This window comes from Nonomuraea sp. NPDC049714, assembly GCF_044465295.1.
In the GTDB taxonomy this organism is placed as follows: Bacteria; Actinomycetota; Actinomycetes; order Streptosporangiales; family Streptosporangiaceae; genus Nonomuraea.
Window position 1 is genome coordinate 460,422 of sequence record NZ_JBITLM010000003.1, and the last position, 15,175, is coordinate 475,596.

The following is a 15,175-nucleotide window of genomic DNA, read 5'->3' on the forward strand; positions in this document are numbered from 1 at the left end:
CAACGCGCGCTCCGCCGGCACCGTTCCCTCCGTGCCGCCTGTGGGCCCGGGGAGCGGAGCGACGATACGGCAAGCGTCGCCGTACGGACCCTAACCCATACCGCCCACCACACCGTCACACCGCTCCCCAGGCCTCACCCCGTCCGGGGGACCAGCGTCACAACAGGCGTGACCTCCGCCGCCGTGCCGCCCGCGCCACGGACGGCAGGACCGACGGCATCACCATGGCGAGCAGCAGCAGCACGCACCCGGTCCAGGCGGCAGGCGTGAGGCGTTCGCCGAACAGCAGCACGCCGAGCACGGCCGCGCCGGCGGCCTCCCCCAGCGAGACGACGGACACGGTGGTGGCGGGCAGCACGGTCAGCGCACGGAAGAACAGCCCGTAGGCCAGCGCGGTGGGCACCACGCCCAGGTAGACCAGCAGCGCCACACTCTCCCAGCTGACCTGGGGCAGCGCCCCGCCCGCCAGCGCGAGCGGAGCCAGACAGACCGCGCCCACGACGAATCCGCCCACGGCCATCCCCTCGGGCTCGTCCCGATGCCGCCGCGAGAACAGGGTCACCGCCGCATACCCGGCAGCCGACAACAAGGCCAGACCCACCCCGGCCGGCCCCCCGCCGCCCGAACCGCCGGCGCCCTCGGCCGGCGCGTTACCGCCGGTGAGCAGGAACAGGCCGGCGAGCGCGGTCAGCAGGGCGACCAGGCCGGCCCGGCCCAGGCGCTCACCCAGGAACAGGCGGCTGCCCAGGGCGGTGAACAGCGGGGTGGCCCCCATGGTGACCACGGTCGCCACCGCCACCCCTGACTCGGCGATGGCGGCGAAGTAGGCCGTCTGGTAGACGGCCATCCCCAGCCCCACCACCGCCACGCGCCCGTTGGGACGCCACAGGCGGGGAGAGGTGAGCGGGAGCAGGAAGGCGGCGCCCAGCAGGTAGCGCCAGAAGGAGACGTCCAGGGGGTCGAGGCCGCCCGAGGTGAACAGCAGGGCGCCGGCGGCACCGCCGGTGCCCCAGGCCGCCGCGGCGATCGCGACGTACACCGTGGCACGCCGCGGGGAAAGGTCGGTCATGACAGATTGCTCCGGGGTGGAGTGGTCGAAATGGGCCCGGTGTGCGGGCAGCAGCCACTCCCGGATCGGTCAGACCCGGAGAATCAGGAATCGCCGCCCGCTACGGGGCGGGCGGAGGGGAGCAAACGAGAATGCGCGGCACAGCCGTACTCTATCCTCCGGCCGGCCGACGCTCCTGACCCCGTACCTGTTGCCGGCGTCAGGGCTTGCGGGCCACGCCGCCCAGGAGGAGTTCTTCCCAGGGGGTGAGAGGGCCGGGCAGGCGGTCGTCGGGGCGCCACTGGGGGAAGTGGACGACGCCCGGGTCCACCAGCTCCAGGCCGTCGAAGTAGCGGGTGATGGCCTCGCGGGAGCGGAAGTGGGCGGTGCCCATGGCCATCTGGAGCATCGCCGCCAGCGCCTGCGCCTGCGGGGTGAGGCCGGCGAGCATGTTGGCGGCGGCCAGGTAGCTGCCGGACGGCAGGGCCGACAGGTAGCTCCTGACCAGGGCGTGCGGGTCCTCACGGTCGGGGATGAGGTGGAGCAGCCCGATGGCCAGGAGCGCGACCGGCTGGGACCGGTCGATGAGCCGTGCCGTCTCCGGGTGGCCCAGCACCGCGTGCGCGTCGCGGGCGTCGGCGGTGATCGCGACGGCGTGCGCGTTGCCGGACAGGATGGCGCGGGCGTGCGGCTCCACCACGGGGTCCAGGTCCACGTACAGGACGCGGGCCGCGGGGGAGGCGAACTGGGCCACCTCGTGCGTGTTCTCGATGGTCGGCAGGCCCGCCCCCAGGTCGATGAACTGCCGGATCCCGGCCTCGCGGACGAGGAAGTCCACGACCCTGCCGGTGAAGGCGCGGGAGCACCAGACGAGGTCGACCACGTCGGGCACGGCCGTCCGCATGCCGCGGGCCACGGTGCGGTCGGCGGCGAAGTTGGCGGCGCCGCCGAGCAGGGCGTCGTACACGCGGGCGAGACTCGGCTGGTCGACGTCGACGCCGGGAGGGGTCCACTCGGCTTCGGGGTGGATGGTCACGTGGGCCCCCCTTTGATGACGTGTGCGCGGATCGTATCCGGACCCACTGTCTCAGTGGGAGGGGGCTCCGTGAACAGGCGGCGAAAAGGTTCACGGCCAGGTGGGATCCCCGGCGGCCTCCACGGGGGCGTTCAGCACGCCCAGGCGTTCGAGCAGGGTGAGGAACGTGGCGGCGTACGGCGAGTGCGCGGTCACCGCGGCGACCCGAGGCCAGTCCACCTGCTCACGCAGCGCCCGCACCTGGGGCAGGAGGGCGCCGTAGTCGCAGGCGTGCTCCGACATCGGCAGCAACCAGGACACGACCAGGTCGGTCGCCTCCAGCACAGGGACGATCATGGCCGACGCCTTCATCGGCTCGGCCCGGTCGAGCAACTTGTCGGTGACCGGCTGGTCCGACACCTTGAAGATCAGGTCCACCAGCCTGCCTTCGTCGAACGCCTTGACCAGCCAGTCCTCCGGGGGCTTGGCCGTCTCGAAGCCCATCCCCCGCAACGCTTCCAGGGCGGCGGGGATGTCGTGCTCGGTGACCACGAAATCGACGTCGTGCAAGGAAGGCGCGGCGCCTCTCGCATAGGCCGCGCAGCCGCCCGCCAGCGCGTACTTCACCCCCGCGTCCTTCAACCCGGAGCTGGCGCGTTTGAGCGTGTCAAGGATGGCATCAGTGACCTCATGGCTATGACTGCTCATGGAGTCGCGCTACCCTCACGCCGGCCGAATAGGCGTTCGGCTCGGCGCGTGCGCGAGTATGGCGGCAGCGTGGGGGTAGCGCCAGGCCCCATGACCCAATTCATGGACAAGACCGAGCAGGACTATCAAGGAGAGCACGACCGGCCGCTGGGCACCTACGTCCGCATCATGGCCGTTTACGGTGGCGTCGTGGCCACCGCCACGGTGGCCGCGGCGGTGACGGGGCGGCGGGTGCCGGAGCGCGTCGGGTTGATGGACCTGGGGCTGATGGCGGCGTGCACGCACAAGGTGGCGCGGCTGCTGGCCAAGGATCCGGTGACGAGCCCCCTCCGGGCGCCCTTCACCCGCTTCGAGGGCGTCAGCGGGCCTTCGGAGCTGAAGGAGGAGCCGCGCAACACCGTCGGGGAGCTGCTGAGCTGCCCCTTCTGCATCGCCCAGTGGGCGGCCACCGGCTACACCATCGGCCTGGTCTTCGCGCCGAGGTTCACCCGGCTGGCCGGGGCGGCGATGACGGCGGTGGCCGCGTCGGACTGGCTGCAGCTCGCCTACGCCAAGCTGATCAAGTCGGCCGCCTAGGCGACGGCCGGCAGCACCTGGCGCTGGTAGAAGTCGAAGAAGGCGTCCTGTTCGGCGCCGATCTGGCTGACGTAGACCTCGTCGAAACCCGCGTCCACGTACGCACGCAGCGCGCGGACGTGCACCTCCGGGTCCGGGCCGCACGGGGTGCCGCCGACGGCCTGCTCCTCGGTGACGGTCTCGGCGAGCTGCTCGAAGTGCCGGGGCAGCGGCAGGATCTGCGCGGCCTCTCCCTTGATGCCCTGCGTGGGCCACAGGCGGTGCACCGTGCGGCGGGCGGTGGTCTCGTCGGCGGCGTAGCAGGCCTTGAGCCCGCCCATCGACGGCTTGCCCGCGCCGCCCGCCTTGTGGAACTTCTCGATCGACTCGGCGCTGGGCCCGGTGGAGATGTAGCCGTCGGCGATCCGCCCGGCCAGTTCGATGGACTTGTCTCCGAAACCGGACATGTAGATGGGCGGCGGCTCGTCGGGCAGCGTGTACAGCCGTGCCGTGTCGACGTCGTAGTGGCGGCCGTGGTGGGAGACGAGTTCGCCGGTGAACAGCTTCCTCATCAGGTCGACGGCCTCTTCCAGCATGTCCAGCCGTTCCGCGGCCGGCGGCCAGCGGGATTCGATGACGTGCTCGTTGAGCGCCTCGCCGGTGCCCACGCCGAGCCGGAACCGGCCGCCGGTGAGCGCCGCCGTGGTGGCCGCCGCCTGAGCGATGATCGCGGGGTGGACGCGGATGAGCGGGCAGGTCACGGCCGTGGTGATGGGCAGGGAGGTGGCCTCGGCCAGGGCGCCGATCACCGACCAGACGAAGGGCGACTGGCCCTGCTCGTCCAGCCAGGGGTGGAAGTGGTCGGAGATCCACAGCGCCTCGAACCCGGCGCGTTCCGCCGCCTTGGCCTGCCGGACCAGTTCCTGGGGGCCATGCTCCTCACAAGACAGGAAATACCCGAATGTCGTCATATTGGGCCCCTGCCCGAGGCCTGATGAGAAAACATGTTAAATGCTGTATTGCAGGGGCAGCTCAGGACCTATGGCTACTTTGCTCTGGATCATCGCGGTAATTCTCGTCATCGCCGGGGTCTATGTGATTCTGGCTCGTCGCGACCTCCTGTGGGGGATCGTCCTGATCGTTCTCGGGCTGCTGGTGGGTCCGGGAGGGGTCAGCATCTTCAATGTCTAGGGGCGGCGTCAGCCGTCCCCCCACTGGGCCGGGATCCGAGAGCGGCCCAGTGGTCCGCCACGACTTATCGCCCTTCCTCCCGGGTGTGGGAAGGCTCCCGGATTTGGGAAGGGCGTCCCTAACGAAGGCTTGCTGACAATCGCACGACGACCGCACGCGAACGCGGCCGGCTCCGAAGAGCCGGCCGCGTTCGCTGTTCACCCTTCATGTTCACCGTTCATGGCCAGGCAGTACACCACGTAGGCCCGCCCGATCACCGGCAGCGCGACGTTGCGCACCCGGATCCCGCCCGGCGTCATGCCCTTCTCACTGCCCTTGTGCGCGTGGCCGTGCAGGATCAGGTCGGCACCCGCCGTGTCGACCGCCTCGGCCAGCAGGTAGCTGCCGAGGAACGGGTAGATCTCCAGGGGCTCGCCCTCAAGGGTCTCCTTGACGGGCGAGTAGTGCGACAGCACCACCCGGTGGTCCGCCTGCACTTCCTTGAGCGCGACCTGCCACGCCTCGGCGATGAGACGGGTGTGCCGGACGAAGTCCTTGATCTCCGGCTCGCCGAACTCGCTCGCGCACTTGCCGGCGAATCCGCCGCCGAAGCCCTTGCCGCCGACCACGCCCAGCTTCGTCTCGCCGCACTGCACGACGACCCCGTCATCGTCGAGCACGATCACGCCGGCGTCACGGAGCTCACCGGCGATCTCGTCCTGCAGATTGGAGTGGTAGTCGTGGTTGCCCAGCACGGCGACGACCGGCAGCGGCAGATCACGGAACTCGTCGGCCACCAGGCGCCCCTCCGCCAAGGTGCCGTGCCTGGTGAGATCACCCGCCAGCATCAGCACATCGGCGCGCTCCTCGATGCCCTCCAGGCGCTTGCGGTAGTGGCCACGGGCGTCCTCGCCCAGATGAATGTCGCCTACGGCTGCTATGCGTAGGTCAGTCAAGGTGCTCATCCTCTCCGGGCGCGCTCGCGTCGAGAATCTTGATCTCGTTGTGCAGGTGAAGGGCCGGGGCGGTCTCGTGGGCCACCTCGCCGAGCCTGTCCCGCTGCCCGGGCTCGCTCACCTGCCCACGCAGGAAGAGCTGATCGCCGCGAATGTCGACGCGGATGCCGAGCTCGTTCGTGCGTGCGTCCTCGGCCAGCGCCTGCTGGACGCGGGCCGCGACGTACTGCGGAGCTTCTCCCATCGCTTCCTCCTTCTCCAGACGCCGCATGCCCATCGGCGCAGTGCTCAAACGGCGCGAAGCAGTCGCGCAGTGCTCAAACGGCGCGAAGCAGGTCGAGGACGGCCCGCTCCACGGTTCCGTGCGTGGCCAGCTGCCCGTAGTCGGCGTCGGCTCCGAGCTCGGTCAGCGCGCCGGTGATCGTCCTGCCGCGCTCGTACGCCTCGATCACGCGCGGATCCACGTACGACGCCCGCGCCACGGTCGGGGTGTTGCCCAGATACTCGGCGACCTCGCGCATGACCCGGGTGATCGCCCGTTTCCTGGCGGTCTCCGTGGCCGCCTCCTTGGACACCGCCAGGCCCACGGCCGCCAGGACGGTGGCGTGCCAGGTGCGGAAGTCCTTGGCGGTGAAGTCGCCGACCGTCTCGCGCAGATAGTCGTTGATGTCGTCGCTGCGCACGTCCGCCCAGCCCGCGCCGTTGCGGAAGCGCAGCAGCTCCCCGTCTGCGCGGAGGGACTTCAGCGACCTGATCACCCGGCACGCCCCCGCGTCGGCCACCTCGATCTCGCGGGGGATGTCGCCCTTGGCCGGGTAGGAGCAGGTGATGGTGCCGTTGGAGCAGGTCACATGCTCCATCCGCAGGGTCGCCAGGCCGTAGGAGTCGTAGCTCTCGCCGCCCACGCGGAAGAAGCCGATGTCGAGCAGCCGCGCCGCGGCGGCCAGCACGCGCTGCCTGGTGAGTCCGCGTCCCCTGAGCTGCTCGTCGACGGTCTTCCTGAAGGCGGGCAGCCGCTCGGCCAGCTCCATGACGCGCTCGAACTTCGCCTCGTCCTGCTGCTGGCGCCACTCGTCGTGGTAGCGGTACTGCCTGCGCCCGGCCGCGTCGGTGCCCGCAGCCTGCAGGTGACCGTCCGCGGAGGCGCAGATCCACACCTCGGTCCAGGCGGGCGGGATCACCAGCGCCTTGATCCGGTCGAGGACCGCCTGGTCGCGCACCTGCGAGCCGTCGGGGTAGTGGTAGCTGAAGCCACGCCCGCGACGGCGCCGGACGATGCCGGGCTCGTTCTGGTCACTGGGCTTCAACTCCGACACGCCCGCCGGGCTACCCCGGACGTTAGGCCGCAAACGGTAAGGGCAGATGGGGCCCATGACTGAAGACAGGGATTGGGAAGAGACCTCCGACAGGGGGCACGCGATGGTGCCGGCCACGCCGCGCGACGTGGTGCACATCAGGGTCGGGTCGTTCATCCTGGTGTTCCTGTTCGCGCTGGCGGTCCTCGGCATCATCGCCCGCGCGCCGGTGATGACCGGGATCGCGGTCGTCGCGGCCGTCGTGGTCGTCATCGACATCGTGCTCGCCGTACGCCGCCAGAAGGACCGCAACGTCGGAGAGGTGGGCTGATCCGCATGTCAGCACACCCCCTCAGCGGGCAGGTGGTCGTCGTCACGGGAGCGAGCGGGGGCGTCGGGCGCGCCGTCGTGCGCGAGCTCGGCGCGCACGGGGCCAACGTCGCGCTGATCGCGCGGGGCACGACCGGCCTCGGAGCGGCGGCGGTCGACGTGGGCGTGGCGGGCGGCGTCGGGCAGGTGTACGAAGCCGACGTCGCGGACTACGAGCAGGTACGGCAGGCGGCCGAACGCATCGAGGCCGAGCTGGGTCCCATCGACGTGTGGATCAACGTGGCGTTCTCCTCGGTGTTCGCCCGGTTCACCGACGTGCGGCCGGAGGAGTTCGAGCGCACCACCGCCGTCACCTACCTCGGCTACGTCTGGGGCACCAGGGTGGCGCTCGACCTGATGCGCCCGCGCGGCCGTGGCACGATCGTCCAGACGGGCTCCGCGCTGTCCTATCGCGGCATTCCCCTGCAGTCGGCGTACTGCGGGGCCAAGCACGCCATCAAGGGGTTCACCGAGTCGGTCAGGACGGAGCTGCTCGCCGAGCGCAGCGGCATCCAGATCACCATGGTCCAGCTGCCCGCGGTGAACACCCCGCAGTTCGACTGGGTGCTGTCGAAGCTGCGCCGCCATCCCCAGCCGGTGCCGCCCATCTATCAGCCGGAGGTCGCCGCGCGGGGCATCGTGTACGCGGCCGCGCACCCGGAGCGCAAGGAGTACTGGGTCGGCGTCACCACCGCCGCCACGCTGCTCGCCCAGCGCGTCGCGCCCGCCCTGGTCGACCGGTATCTCGCCAGGACTGGCATCGAGTCGCAGCAGACCCCCGACAAGCCCGCCAGTGACGTCTCCAACCTGTGGGAGCCGGCGGACGAGGCCCAGGACTACGGCGCGCGCGGCAGCTTCGACGAGCGCAGTCATGCGCGCAGCCCCCAGCTCTGGCTCTCCCAGCATCGCAAGCCGGTCGCGGTCGCGGTCGCGGCGGGTGGGGCGGCGGCGGCCTTGGCGCTCTCCCTCCGCACCAAGTCCTGACTTTTCACGGTAATAGCCATAAATGTGGTCGAAGCCGCTGAATCAACCAGCACAGCGGCCATCAAGGAGGGCTGATGCCTGGACACGATCTCCAGTTCCTGAGCGAGCTGGCCGCGCAGTTGCGCGTCGACTCCGTGCGCGCGGCCGCCGCCGCTGGATCAGGTCATCCGACCTCGTCCATGTCCGCCGCCGATCTGATGGCCGTGCTGTTCTCCTGCCACCTGCGCTACGACTTCGAGCGGCCGGACGATCCGGCGAACGACCACCTGATCTTCTCCAAGGGCCACGCCTCGCCGCTGCTGTACTCGCTGTTCAAGGCCGTGGGGGTGGTCAGCGACGAGGAGCTGCTGTCCTTCCGCAAACGCGGCAGCAGGCTGGAGGGCCACCCGAGCACGCGACTGCCCTGGGTGGACGTCGCCACCGGGTCGCTGGGGCAGGGCCTGCCCGTGGGCGTCGGCATGGCGATGGCCGGGCGTCTGGAACGCGTGCCGTACCACGTCTGGGTGCTCAGCGGTGACAGCGAGCTGGCCGAAGGGTCCGTCTGGGAGGCCGCCGAGCACGCCGGCAGCGAGGGTTTGGCCAACATCACGCTCATCGTGGACGTCAACCGGCTCGGCCAGCGCGGCCCCACCCGGCACGGCTGGGACATCGGGGCGTACGCGCGCAGGTTCGGGGCGTTCGGCTGGCACACGATCGAGATCGACGGGCACGATCCCGGCCAGATCGACTTCGCGCTGGGCGACGCCTGCAACACCCGCCGGCGGCCCACCGTGATCCTGGCCAAGACCCGGAAGGGCGAGGGCGTCGTCGAGGTCGAGAACCGCGAGGGCGCGCACGGCAAGGCGCTGAAGGAGCCGGAGCAGGCGGTCGAGGAGCTGGGCGGGCCACGGAGCCTGACCGTCGAGGTCCAGCCGCCGGTGAGCCGCGCAACGCCGTACCGGTTCGAGAGCGGTGAGCTCACGCTGCCCGAGTTCAAGGTCGGCGACGAGGTCGCGACCAGGGCCGCGTTCGGCGAGGCGCTGGCCGCGCTCGGCGCCGCCCGCGGGGACGTGGTGGTGCTCGACGGCGAGGTGGCCGACTCGACGAAGGCCGAGGAGTTCGCCGCCGCCCACCCCGAGCGGTTCTTCGAGATGTACATCGCCGAGCAGCAACTCGTCGCCGCCGCCGTCGGCATGCGGGTGCGCGGCTGGATCCCGTACGCCGTCACCTTCGCCGCCTTCCTGACCAGGGCGTACGACTTCATCAGGATGGCGGGCGTGAGCCGGTCGTCGATCCGGCTGGTGGGCTCGCACGCGGGCGTGTCGATCGGTGAGGACGGGCCGTCGCAGATGGGCCTGGAGGACCTGGCCATGATGCGGGCCGTCTACGGCAGCACCGTGCTCTATCCGTGCGACGCCAACCAGACGGCGGCCCTGACCGCCGAGCTGGCCGATCTGGACGGAGTGGCGTACCTGCGCACCACACGCGGCGCGACCCCGGTGATCTACCAGCCGGGCGAGCACTTCCCCGTGGGCGGCTCACGCGTGCTGCGCCACTCCCCGTCCGACCGGGCCACGATCGTGGCCGCCGGGATCACCGTGCACGAGGCGCTGGCCGCGGCCGACCTCCTGGCGGAGGAGGGCATCCAGGTCGGCGTGCTGGACATGTACTCGGTCAAGCCCATCGACGCGGCCGCCCTGACGGAGGCCGCGACCACCACGGGCAACCTCATCACCGTGGAGGACCACCGGCCCGAGGGCGGGCTGGGCGACGCGGTGCTGGACGCGGTGAGCGAGCTCGGCCCGAGGGTCGTGAAGCTCGCGGTGCACGGGCTGCCCGGGTCGGCGACACCGGCTGAGCAGCTCTCGGACGCCCGCATAGACCGCCACGCGGTGGTCGCGGCGGTCAAGCGGTCGCTGTGAGAGCGGCCGCTGGGAAAGCGGCCGCTGCTGGGAAAGGGGTCAGTCAGCGGCGGGCCTGGGCGGTGGCCCTCCGGTTGGCCTTCTTGATGGCGTCCACGAGCTCCTGCTTGGTCATCTTCGACCGGCCACGGATGTCGAGCTCCGCGGCCACGCCCTGCAGGTGCTCCTTGGTCGCGTTGGCGTTGACGCCCTCGTCGGTCCGGCCCGAACGATCCTTCGCGCCCTCGTCCGAGGGGCCCTTGCGCGCCTTCGGCTCCCAGTGGTCGCCGACCTTCTCGAATGTGTGCTTCAACGCGGCGAAGGCCGTCATGTGGGCGCGCCGCCCCTCGCCGTACTCGTCCACAGCCGAGTCGTGCGCCTTCATCCACGTCTCCTGCGCCTTCTTCGGCGAGCGTCGGATGGTCGACGGCAGTTCCTGCTCGGCGGGCATGTCAGCTTCACCTCCTGATTTTCCAGCGGTCTGATTCTGATTCACAGCGGGGGTTCGTCGACGCGCCTGCGCTCCTCGTAGACTGTGGTCCTGCGCGTCTCGGGATCTTCGTAGACCTCGTGACGGTGAACCGGCTCGTCGATGGGGCCGACAGCGCGGCGGGTGACGCTGATCCGGTAGAGCCCGAACAGCATTCCGACCACGCCACCGAGCATGAGGACGACGCCGACGATGTTGATGTCAAGGCCGGCGAGATCGAATTCGACGGCCCAGGTGAGGATCGCGCCGAGCATGATGAGGATGATGCTTCCGGCGATGGTCATTTGATTTACCTCCTTGGCACGAGGAACCTCTATCCACATGTGGAAAAACAAACCAATCGTGGTGATCGGCCTGATGGGAAGCGGTAAGACCACCGCTGGGCGTCTGATAGCCGACGCCCTCGGGCTTCCGTTCAGCGACAGCGACCCCTTTCTGCGCGCCCGTTACGGCGGGAGCGCGGCTGAGATCGCCGCTTCCGAGGGCGCCGAGACCCTGCACGCGCGCGAGTCCGACCATGTGCTGCAGGAGCTCGCCGGCGAACCGAAGGTGATCGCCGCCGCCGCCAGCACCCTGGAGGACCCGATGGTGCGCACGGCCATGCGGGAGGCGGTGGTCATCTGGCTCGACGCGTCGGACGAGATCCTCACCGAGCGCATGCGCTCCAGCGACCATCGCCCCGACTTCTCCCCCACCGCCATGCGGGCCCGTCGCGGTCACTTCTTCCGGGAAGTGAGCGATCTCACCTATGACGTCGGCGTGCTGAGACCCGAGGAGGTGCTGGAGGCGGCGCTGCGGGATCTGGGCGTGCCCACCGGATGATGTTCGCCGCCAAGCCCACGCTGGTGGGCAAGCTGGTGACCCTGCGGCCGGTCGGCCCCGAGCACGCCGAAGGGCTGCAGGAGCTGGTCACCGACCCGGAGGTGCGGCGGCTGACCGGCTCGCACGGCGAGATCGCCCCCGAGGCGGGCCGCCACTGGTACGCCACCAGGGGCGAGCAGGACGACCGGCTCGATCTGGCGATCATGGTGGCGGACGACTACGTGGGCGAGGTGGTGCTCAACGAGCTCGACACCGCCAACCTGTCGTGCAACCTGCGGATCGCGCTGATCGGCTCGCGTGCCTTCGGCAAGGGCTACGGCAGCGAGGCCATCGAGCTGGTCCTCGACCACGCCTTCGGCACCACGCCGCTGCACCGGATCAGCCTCGACGTCTTCTCCTTCAACGACCGGGCCAGGCATGTCTACAAGAAGGCGGGGTTCGTGGAGGAGGGGGTGCTCCGCGACGCGCTGCGCTGGGAAGGCGAGTGGCACGACTCGGTGATCATGTCGGTGCTGCGGCCGGACTGGCAGGCAAGATCCCAGACCCTGCCATAATGATCATTATCCACGGGCTCCCCGAGGCGCGCGGGGGGCCTGTGGGGTTCCGAGGCCACCGACAACCAATCCTCTCCCACGTGCGTCTAAGCCTTCGATGACACGCTCGATGCCCGGCGACCCCGAGGAGCTTGGCGGCTACTGGCTGGCAGGCCGGCTCGGCGCGGGCAGCCGCGGCATCGTCTACGACTCCTACGACGACCAGGGCCGCCGCTTCGCCGTCAGGGTGCCCTGCCGTGACCTCGCGCCGATCCGGCGGGTGGCGCACCGCCATCTGGCCGAGGTGGTCGAGGTCCGCCTCGACGGCCGGGTGCCGTACGTCGTCTGCGCGTTCGCCGACGGCCCCGACCTGCGGCAGGCGGTGACCCGCCACGGCCCCTACTCCGGCGAGCGGCTCGTCACCCTGGCCGGCAACGTGGCCGCCGCCCTGCACGCGCTGCACTCGGCCGGGCTCACCCACCACGACCTGAGACCGGACAAGGTGCTGCTGACCCGCGACGGGCCGAAGGTGATCGGCGTGGGCGGGCCGGGCGCGGTCGGCGGCACCCGCACCTACCTGGCGCCCGAGGTCTTCACGGGGCAGCCGGCGGGCGCGGCGTCCGACGTGTTCGCGTGGGGCGGCCTGGTGCTGTACGCGGCCACCGGCGAGGACCCGTTCCGCGGTAGGAGCCTGGGCGAGGTCATGCACCGCCTGCTGACCGTCGATCCCGACGTGAGCATGCTTCCCGACGCGCTGCGCGACCTGGTCTCGGGTGCCCTCGCCAAGGACCCGGCGGCCCGCCCCTCGGCCCGCGAGCTGCTGGTCGAGACCGCGCTGGAGCTGCCCCCGCCGGACGGGCCCGCCGGGCCGCGCCCCCTCGGCGAGGTGGCGGAGGAGATCTACGCCACGCTCTCGTTACCGCAGCGGCTGGAGCTGCCGGGGCTGCTGCTCGCCCTGATGAACGGTCCCGCCCCGCGTGACGAGCACGGGACGCTGGCCCGGCTCACGGAGGCGGGGCTGCTGGTCCGGCGCAGCGTCCGCGTTCCCCCTGCCGAGAGCGAGCTGGGCACGCTGGTGGCCGTCGACGGCGACGGTGTCGTGCCGGTGAGCGCCGCGCTGTACAGGGCCTGGCCGAGGCTGCGCGCCTGGGTGGCCGACGAGCGCGCGCGTGCCGGTCGCGGACGCCGGTGGGCGAGACTGCCCGCCGTGGCGGTGCTGGCCGCCTCCGTCGCGGTGGCCGTGAGCGTGTCCACCGTCGCGGTGCGGAGCGCCCTGGATCAGGGCGACGTGCTCAGCCAGGCCAACGCCCGGGTGGTGGCGGCCCGCGCCGAGTCGCTGCGCACCGCCGACCCGCAGGCGGCGATGCGGCTCAGCGTCGCGGCCTGGAAACTGGCGCCGGTGGTCGAGGCCCGCGAGGCGTTGCAGGCGTCGCTGTCCCAGCCGGAGCTGAGCGTGTTCACCGACCCCGCCGCGAGCTTCCAGACGAGCTACCGGCTGATCGGCGATGATCTGATCAGGTGGGCCGGTGGCGCGGTCACCCACTGGGACATCCCGAGCAGGCGCCTGCTGGCGATGTACCCGACGCCGTCCGGCACGGCGGCGCTGAGCGCCGACGGCCGCTACGCCGAGACGGCCGACGGCCGGCGGGTGGCGATCTCGGGCGGGCTGCCGGCGGCGAAGGCGACGTTCACGATCACCAACGGCGACCGGACCGTGCTGTACGCGCAGGACCGGCCGGTGTTCGAGGTGGCGGACGCGCAGGTGGCGCTGTCCGCGGACGGGCGCAGGGCCGCCGTCTCCGGCCCGGACGGGCGGGTGGAGCTGTGGGACGTGCCGGGGCGGGCCATCAGCCGCACCGTCCAGGTCACCCCGCGGACGGACGGCGACGCCCCACCCCTCACCTTCAGCCCCGACGGGCGGCTGCTGGCCGTCGCGGGCGCCCGGCCCGCGCTCATCGGCGTACCCGGCACCGAAACCAGCACCGTAACCAGCACCGAAACCGGCACCGAGATCGGCTCCGGCACCCGTGCCCTGCCCGGATGGGACTTCGGCCCGCTGGGCGCCCCCGCCTTCAGCCCCGACAGCCGACTGCTCGCCATCCCCTCGGGCGATGGCGTGCGCCTGTGGCGGGCGGACGACCGGCGGCTGCTCGCGACCCTCGTCCCGCAGACCCCCGGCCACGACTACGTCTTCTCCGGCGACGGGCGGACCCTCCACTACCTGACCGGCCACGGCTCGGTCGTCTCGCTGGACGTCTCCGCCACCGTCGCGCCGCCGGGCGGCCCCGTGGACCCGGCGCTCGCCGTACGAGAAGTGTGCGCCAGAGCGGGCGGTGCGCTCAGCGAGGACGAGTGGCGCAGGCTCATCCCCGAGGCGGGCTATCGGGAGATGTGCTGATCACTTGTTGTCGTAGCCGCAGTCCTCGACCTTCTCGGTGCCGCCCTCGCTGAAGTCGGGGTCCAGCACGACCTCGGTGAGGATGGTGGCCTCGATCGGGCGGCGCACGGTGGCCATCTTGCCGCAGTCGTAGAAGGTGTACGACCCGCCGTCCTGCCCGAGCACCAGCCAGCGATCGTCAGGGGTGAGCACCTTGCCGTCGCCGTCGGACACCGTGGCCCACTGGTTGGGGAAGCCGGCCAGCGTGAGCACGATGTTGCCGTTGCCGTGCTCGTAGATGTCCTCCGCGCCCTCGGTCATCCAGCCGACCAGCACGAACCCCAGCCCGATGCCCACCAGGGCGCTGATGAGCACGCGCATGCCCGCCCTTCCCGAGGGCCGCCGGCGCAGCAGCCGGTACGGGATCAGGTAGCCGAAGAGGGCGACCACCACGATGGTGATCAGTACGGGCGTCCCGGTGATGCCGACCATGGTCAGCAGACCCCAATAGGCGGTGCCGGAGAGCAGGGCGCCGACGGCGGCGGCCAGCCACGGCCGCTCGCGCCCCCGGTCCAGCATCCGGCCGGCCCAGCCACGGGTGACCACGTTGAGCAGCCACCCGACGCCGACCACCATCCCGGCCAGCGGCAGGAGGATCAGGACGAGCAGGATCAGCGTGGCGATCAGGCGGCCCAGGATGGTGGACTGATCGATCCCGGCCTGCTCGGGGGTGATGCCGAAGGTGTCGTAGACGCTTTGGAAGCCCAGGTGGAGCAGGGCGTACAGCCCCACCGCCACCGGCACGACGACGGTGCCGAGTCTTTCGAAGATCTCGAGGACGCTGCCCCGCTCCTTGGGACCCTGGACCTGCGGTTCTTCGGCTTGCGCCTCAATGGGAGGTAATGTCTGAGAACTCATGAGACACAAGAGTGCACTGGGCGTCAGGTGTCGCGCTGGATGATTGAAAAATCAA

The 15,175-nt window shown here is 71.0% G+C and carries 18 protein-coding genes; 8 read left to right on the top strand and 10 right to left on the bottom strand.

What is annotated here, in order from left to right:
- Positions 1–157: 157 nt before the first annotated feature.
- The 3 genes from ACIBQX_RS15455 to ACIBQX_RS15465 form a co-directional block, all read right to left on the bottom strand.
- Positions 158–1,069 carry a DMT family transporter gene (locus ACIBQX_RS15455; protein WP_397004737.1) on the bottom strand — a complete coding sequence of 304 codons (912 nt, stop codon included), beginning with the start codon at positions 1,067–1,069 and terminating at the stop codon, positions 158–160.
- Between the two features lie 199 nt (positions 1,070–1,268).
- Positions 1,269–2,084 (bottom strand): SAM-dependent methyltransferase, encoded by an 816-nt coding sequence (locus ACIBQX_RS15460; RefSeq protein ID WP_397004739.1) that lies wholly within the window; start codon positions 2,082–2,084, stop codon positions 1,269–1,271.
- A gap of 90 nt (positions 2,085–2,174) precedes the next feature.
- The gene (locus ACIBQX_RS15465) at positions 2,175–2,771 is read right to left on the bottom strand and encodes a nucleotidyltransferase (RefSeq protein ID WP_397004741.1); all 597 of its coding nucleotides are present in this window, start codon (positions 2,769–2,771) and stop codon (positions 2,175–2,177) included.
- A 90-nt stretch (positions 2,772–2,861) separates the two neighbouring features.
- Here ACIBQX_RS15465 and ACIBQX_RS15470 point away from each other — a divergent pair, with 90 nt between their 5' ends.
- The gene (locus ACIBQX_RS15470) at positions 2,862–3,347 is read left to right on the top strand and encodes a DUF1360 domain-containing protein (RefSeq protein WP_397004743.1); all 486 of its coding nucleotides are present in this window, start codon (positions 2,862–2,864) and stop codon (positions 3,345–3,347) included.
- Here ACIBQX_RS15470 and ACIBQX_RS15475 read toward each other — a convergent pair.
- Positions 3,344–4,297, bottom strand: coding sequence for a TIGR03557 family F420-dependent LLM class oxidoreductase (locus ACIBQX_RS15475; RefSeq protein ID WP_397004745.1), 954 nt, complete (start codon positions 4,295–4,297; stop codon positions 3,344–3,346). The two genes, ACIBQX_RS15470 and ACIBQX_RS15475, sit on opposite strands and share 4 nt — an antisense overlap.
- Positions 4,298–4,367: 70 nt before the next feature.
- On the opposite strand from ACIBQX_RS15475, the gene ACIBQX_RS15480 reads away from it, so the two are divergent.
- The gene (locus tag ACIBQX_RS15480) at positions 4,368–4,517 is read left to right on the top strand and encodes a GPGG-motif small membrane protein (protein WP_397004747.1); all 150 of its coding nucleotides are present in this window, start codon (positions 4,368–4,370) and stop codon (positions 4,515–4,517) included.
- Between the two features lie 197 nt (positions 4,518–4,714).
- Here the strand turns inward: ACIBQX_RS15480 and ACIBQX_RS15485 are convergent, their stop codons facing one another.
- From ACIBQX_RS15485 to ACIBQX_RS15495, 3 genes are all read right to left on the bottom strand, one after another.
- Positions 4,715–5,452, bottom strand: a complete 738-nt coding sequence (locus ACIBQX_RS15485; protein WP_397004749.1) for a metallophosphoesterase — start codon at positions 5,450–5,452, stop codon at positions 4,715–4,717.
- Positions 5,445–5,696 (bottom strand): BON domain-containing protein, encoded by a 252-nt coding sequence (locus ACIBQX_RS15490; RefSeq protein ID WP_397004751.1) that lies wholly within the window; start codon positions 5,694–5,696, stop codon positions 5,445–5,447. The genes ACIBQX_RS15485 and ACIBQX_RS15490 overlap by 8 nt, the downstream gene beginning before the upstream one ends.
- Before the next feature lie 73 nt (positions 5,697–5,769).
- Entirely contained in the window at positions 5,770–6,768 is a 999-nt protein-coding gene (locus ACIBQX_RS15495) for a DNA topoisomerase IB (protein ID WP_397004753.1), read from the bottom strand.
- Positions 6,769–6,823: 55 nt separating this feature from the next.
- Here ACIBQX_RS15495 and ACIBQX_RS15500 point away from each other — a divergent pair, with 55 nt between their 5' ends.
- From ACIBQX_RS15500 to ACIBQX_RS15510, 3 genes are all read left to right on the top strand, one after another.
- Positions 6,824–7,078 carry a hypothetical protein gene (locus ACIBQX_RS15500; RefSeq protein ID WP_397004755.1) on the top strand — a complete coding sequence of 85 codons (255 nt, stop codon included), beginning with the start codon at positions 6,824–6,826 and terminating at the stop codon, positions 7,076–7,078.
- Between the two features lie 5 nt (positions 7,079–7,083).
- A complete protein-coding gene (locus ACIBQX_RS15505) occupies positions 7,084–8,100 on the top strand; it encodes an SDR family oxidoreductase (protein ID WP_397004757.1) in 1,017 nt (338 codons plus the stop codon).
- A 74-nt stretch (positions 8,101–8,174) separates the two neighbouring features.
- Positions 8,175–10,001, top strand: a complete 1,827-nt coding sequence (locus ACIBQX_RS15510; RefSeq protein ID WP_397004759.1) for a transketolase — start codon at positions 8,175–8,177, stop codon at positions 9,999–10,001.
- Positions 10,002–10,044: 43 nt separating this feature from the next.
- Here the strand turns inward: ACIBQX_RS15510 and ACIBQX_RS15515 are convergent, their stop codons facing one another.
- Positions 10,045–10,431 (bottom strand): ChaB family protein, encoded by a 387-nt coding sequence (locus ACIBQX_RS15515; RefSeq protein ID WP_397004761.1) that lies wholly within the window; start codon positions 10,429–10,431, stop codon positions 10,045–10,047.
- Positions 10,432–10,472: 41 nt separating this feature from the next.
- A complete protein-coding gene (locus ACIBQX_RS15520) occupies positions 10,473–10,754 on the bottom strand; it encodes a hypothetical protein (RefSeq protein ID WP_397004763.1) in 282 nt (93 codons plus the stop codon).
- Between the two features lie 37 nt (positions 10,755–10,791).
- Between ACIBQX_RS15520 and ACIBQX_RS15525 the strand changes: the two genes are divergently transcribed.
- From ACIBQX_RS15525 to ACIBQX_RS15535, 3 genes are all read left to right on the top strand, one after another.
- Positions 10,792–11,292 carry a shikimate kinase gene (locus tag ACIBQX_RS15525; protein WP_397004765.1) on the top strand — a complete coding sequence of 167 codons (501 nt, stop codon included), beginning with the start codon at positions 10,792–10,794 and terminating at the stop codon, positions 11,290–11,292.
- A complete protein-coding gene (locus tag ACIBQX_RS15530; protein WP_397004767.1) occupies positions 11,289–11,846 on the top strand; it encodes a GNAT family N-acetyltransferase in 558 nt (185 codons plus the stop codon). The genes ACIBQX_RS15525 and ACIBQX_RS15530 overlap by 4 nt, the downstream gene beginning before the upstream one ends.
- Positions 11,847–11,943: 97 nt before the next feature.
- Positions 11,944–14,223: a protein kinase gene (locus tag ACIBQX_RS15535; protein WP_397004769.1), complete on the top strand. Its 2,280-nt coding sequence runs from the start codon at positions 11,944–11,946 to the stop codon at positions 14,221–14,223.
- Here ACIBQX_RS15535 and ACIBQX_RS15540 read toward each other — a convergent pair whose 3' ends face one another.
- Positions 14,224–15,120, bottom strand: coding sequence for a hypothetical protein (locus ACIBQX_RS15540; protein ID WP_397004771.1), 897 nt, complete (start codon positions 15,118–15,120; stop codon positions 14,224–14,226). It abuts the gene before it with no gap.
- Between the last annotated feature and the right edge of the window lie 55 nt (positions 15,121–15,175).

Excerpts from the sequence above, each read along its gene's own strand:
- ACIBQX_RS15505 (WP_397004757.1), top strand. The coding sequence starts at position 7,084 with ATGTCAGCACACCCCCTCAGCGGGCAGGTGGTCGTCGTCACGGGAGCG.
- ACIBQX_RS15475 (WP_397004745.1), bottom strand. The coding sequence starts at position 4,297 with ATGACGACATTCGGGTATTTCCTGTCTTGTGAGGAGCATGGCCCCCAG.
- ACIBQX_RS15525 (WP_397004765.1), top strand. The coding sequence starts at position 10,792 with ATGTGGAAAAACAAACCAATCGTGGTGATCGGCCTGATGGGAAGCGGT.
- ACIBQX_RS15470 (WP_397004743.1), top strand. The coding sequence starts at position 2,862 with ATGACCCAATTCATGGACAAGACCGAGCAGGACTATCAAGGAGAGCAC.
- ACIBQX_RS15480 (WP_397004747.1), top strand. The coding sequence starts at position 4,368 with ATGGCTACTTTGCTCTGGATCATCGCGGTAATTCTCGTCATCGCCGGG.
- ACIBQX_RS15540 (WP_397004771.1), bottom strand. The coding sequence starts at position 15,120 with ATGAGTTCTCAGACATTACCTCCCATTGAGGCGCAAGCCGAAGAACCG.
- ACIBQX_RS15490 (WP_397004751.1), bottom strand. The coding sequence starts at position 5,696 with ATGGGAGAAGCTCCGCAGTACGTCGCGGCCCGCGTCCAGCAGGCGCTG.
- ACIBQX_RS15510 (WP_397004759.1), top strand. The coding sequence starts at position 8,175 with ATGCCTGGACACGATCTCCAGTTCCTGAGCGAGCTGGCCGCGCAGTTG.
- ACIBQX_RS15515 (WP_397004761.1), bottom strand. The coding sequence starts at position 10,431 with ATGCCCGCCGAGCAGGAACTGCCGTCGACCATCCGACGCTCGCCGAAG.
- ACIBQX_RS15535 (WP_397004769.1), top strand. The coding sequence starts at position 11,944 with ATGACACGCTCGATGCCCGGCGACCCCGAGGAGCTTGGCGGCTACTGG.
- ACIBQX_RS15500 (WP_397004755.1), top strand. The coding sequence starts at position 6,824 with ATGACTGAAGACAGGGATTGGGAAGAGACCTCCGACAGGGGGCACGCG.
- ACIBQX_RS15520 (WP_397004763.1), bottom strand. The coding sequence starts at position 10,754 with ATGACCATCGCCGGAAGCATCATCCTCATCATGCTCGGCGCGATCCTC.
- ACIBQX_RS15455 (WP_397004737.1), bottom strand. The coding sequence starts at position 1,069 with ATGACCGACCTTTCCCCGCGGCGTGCCACGGTGTACGTCGCGATCGCC.
- ACIBQX_RS15465 (WP_397004741.1), bottom strand. The coding sequence starts at position 2,771 with ATGAGCAGTCATAGCCATGAGGTCACTGATGCCATCCTTGACACGCTC.
- ACIBQX_RS15530 (WP_397004767.1), top strand. The coding sequence starts at position 11,289 with ATGATGTTCGCCGCCAAGCCCACGCTGGTGGGCAAGCTGGTGACCCTG.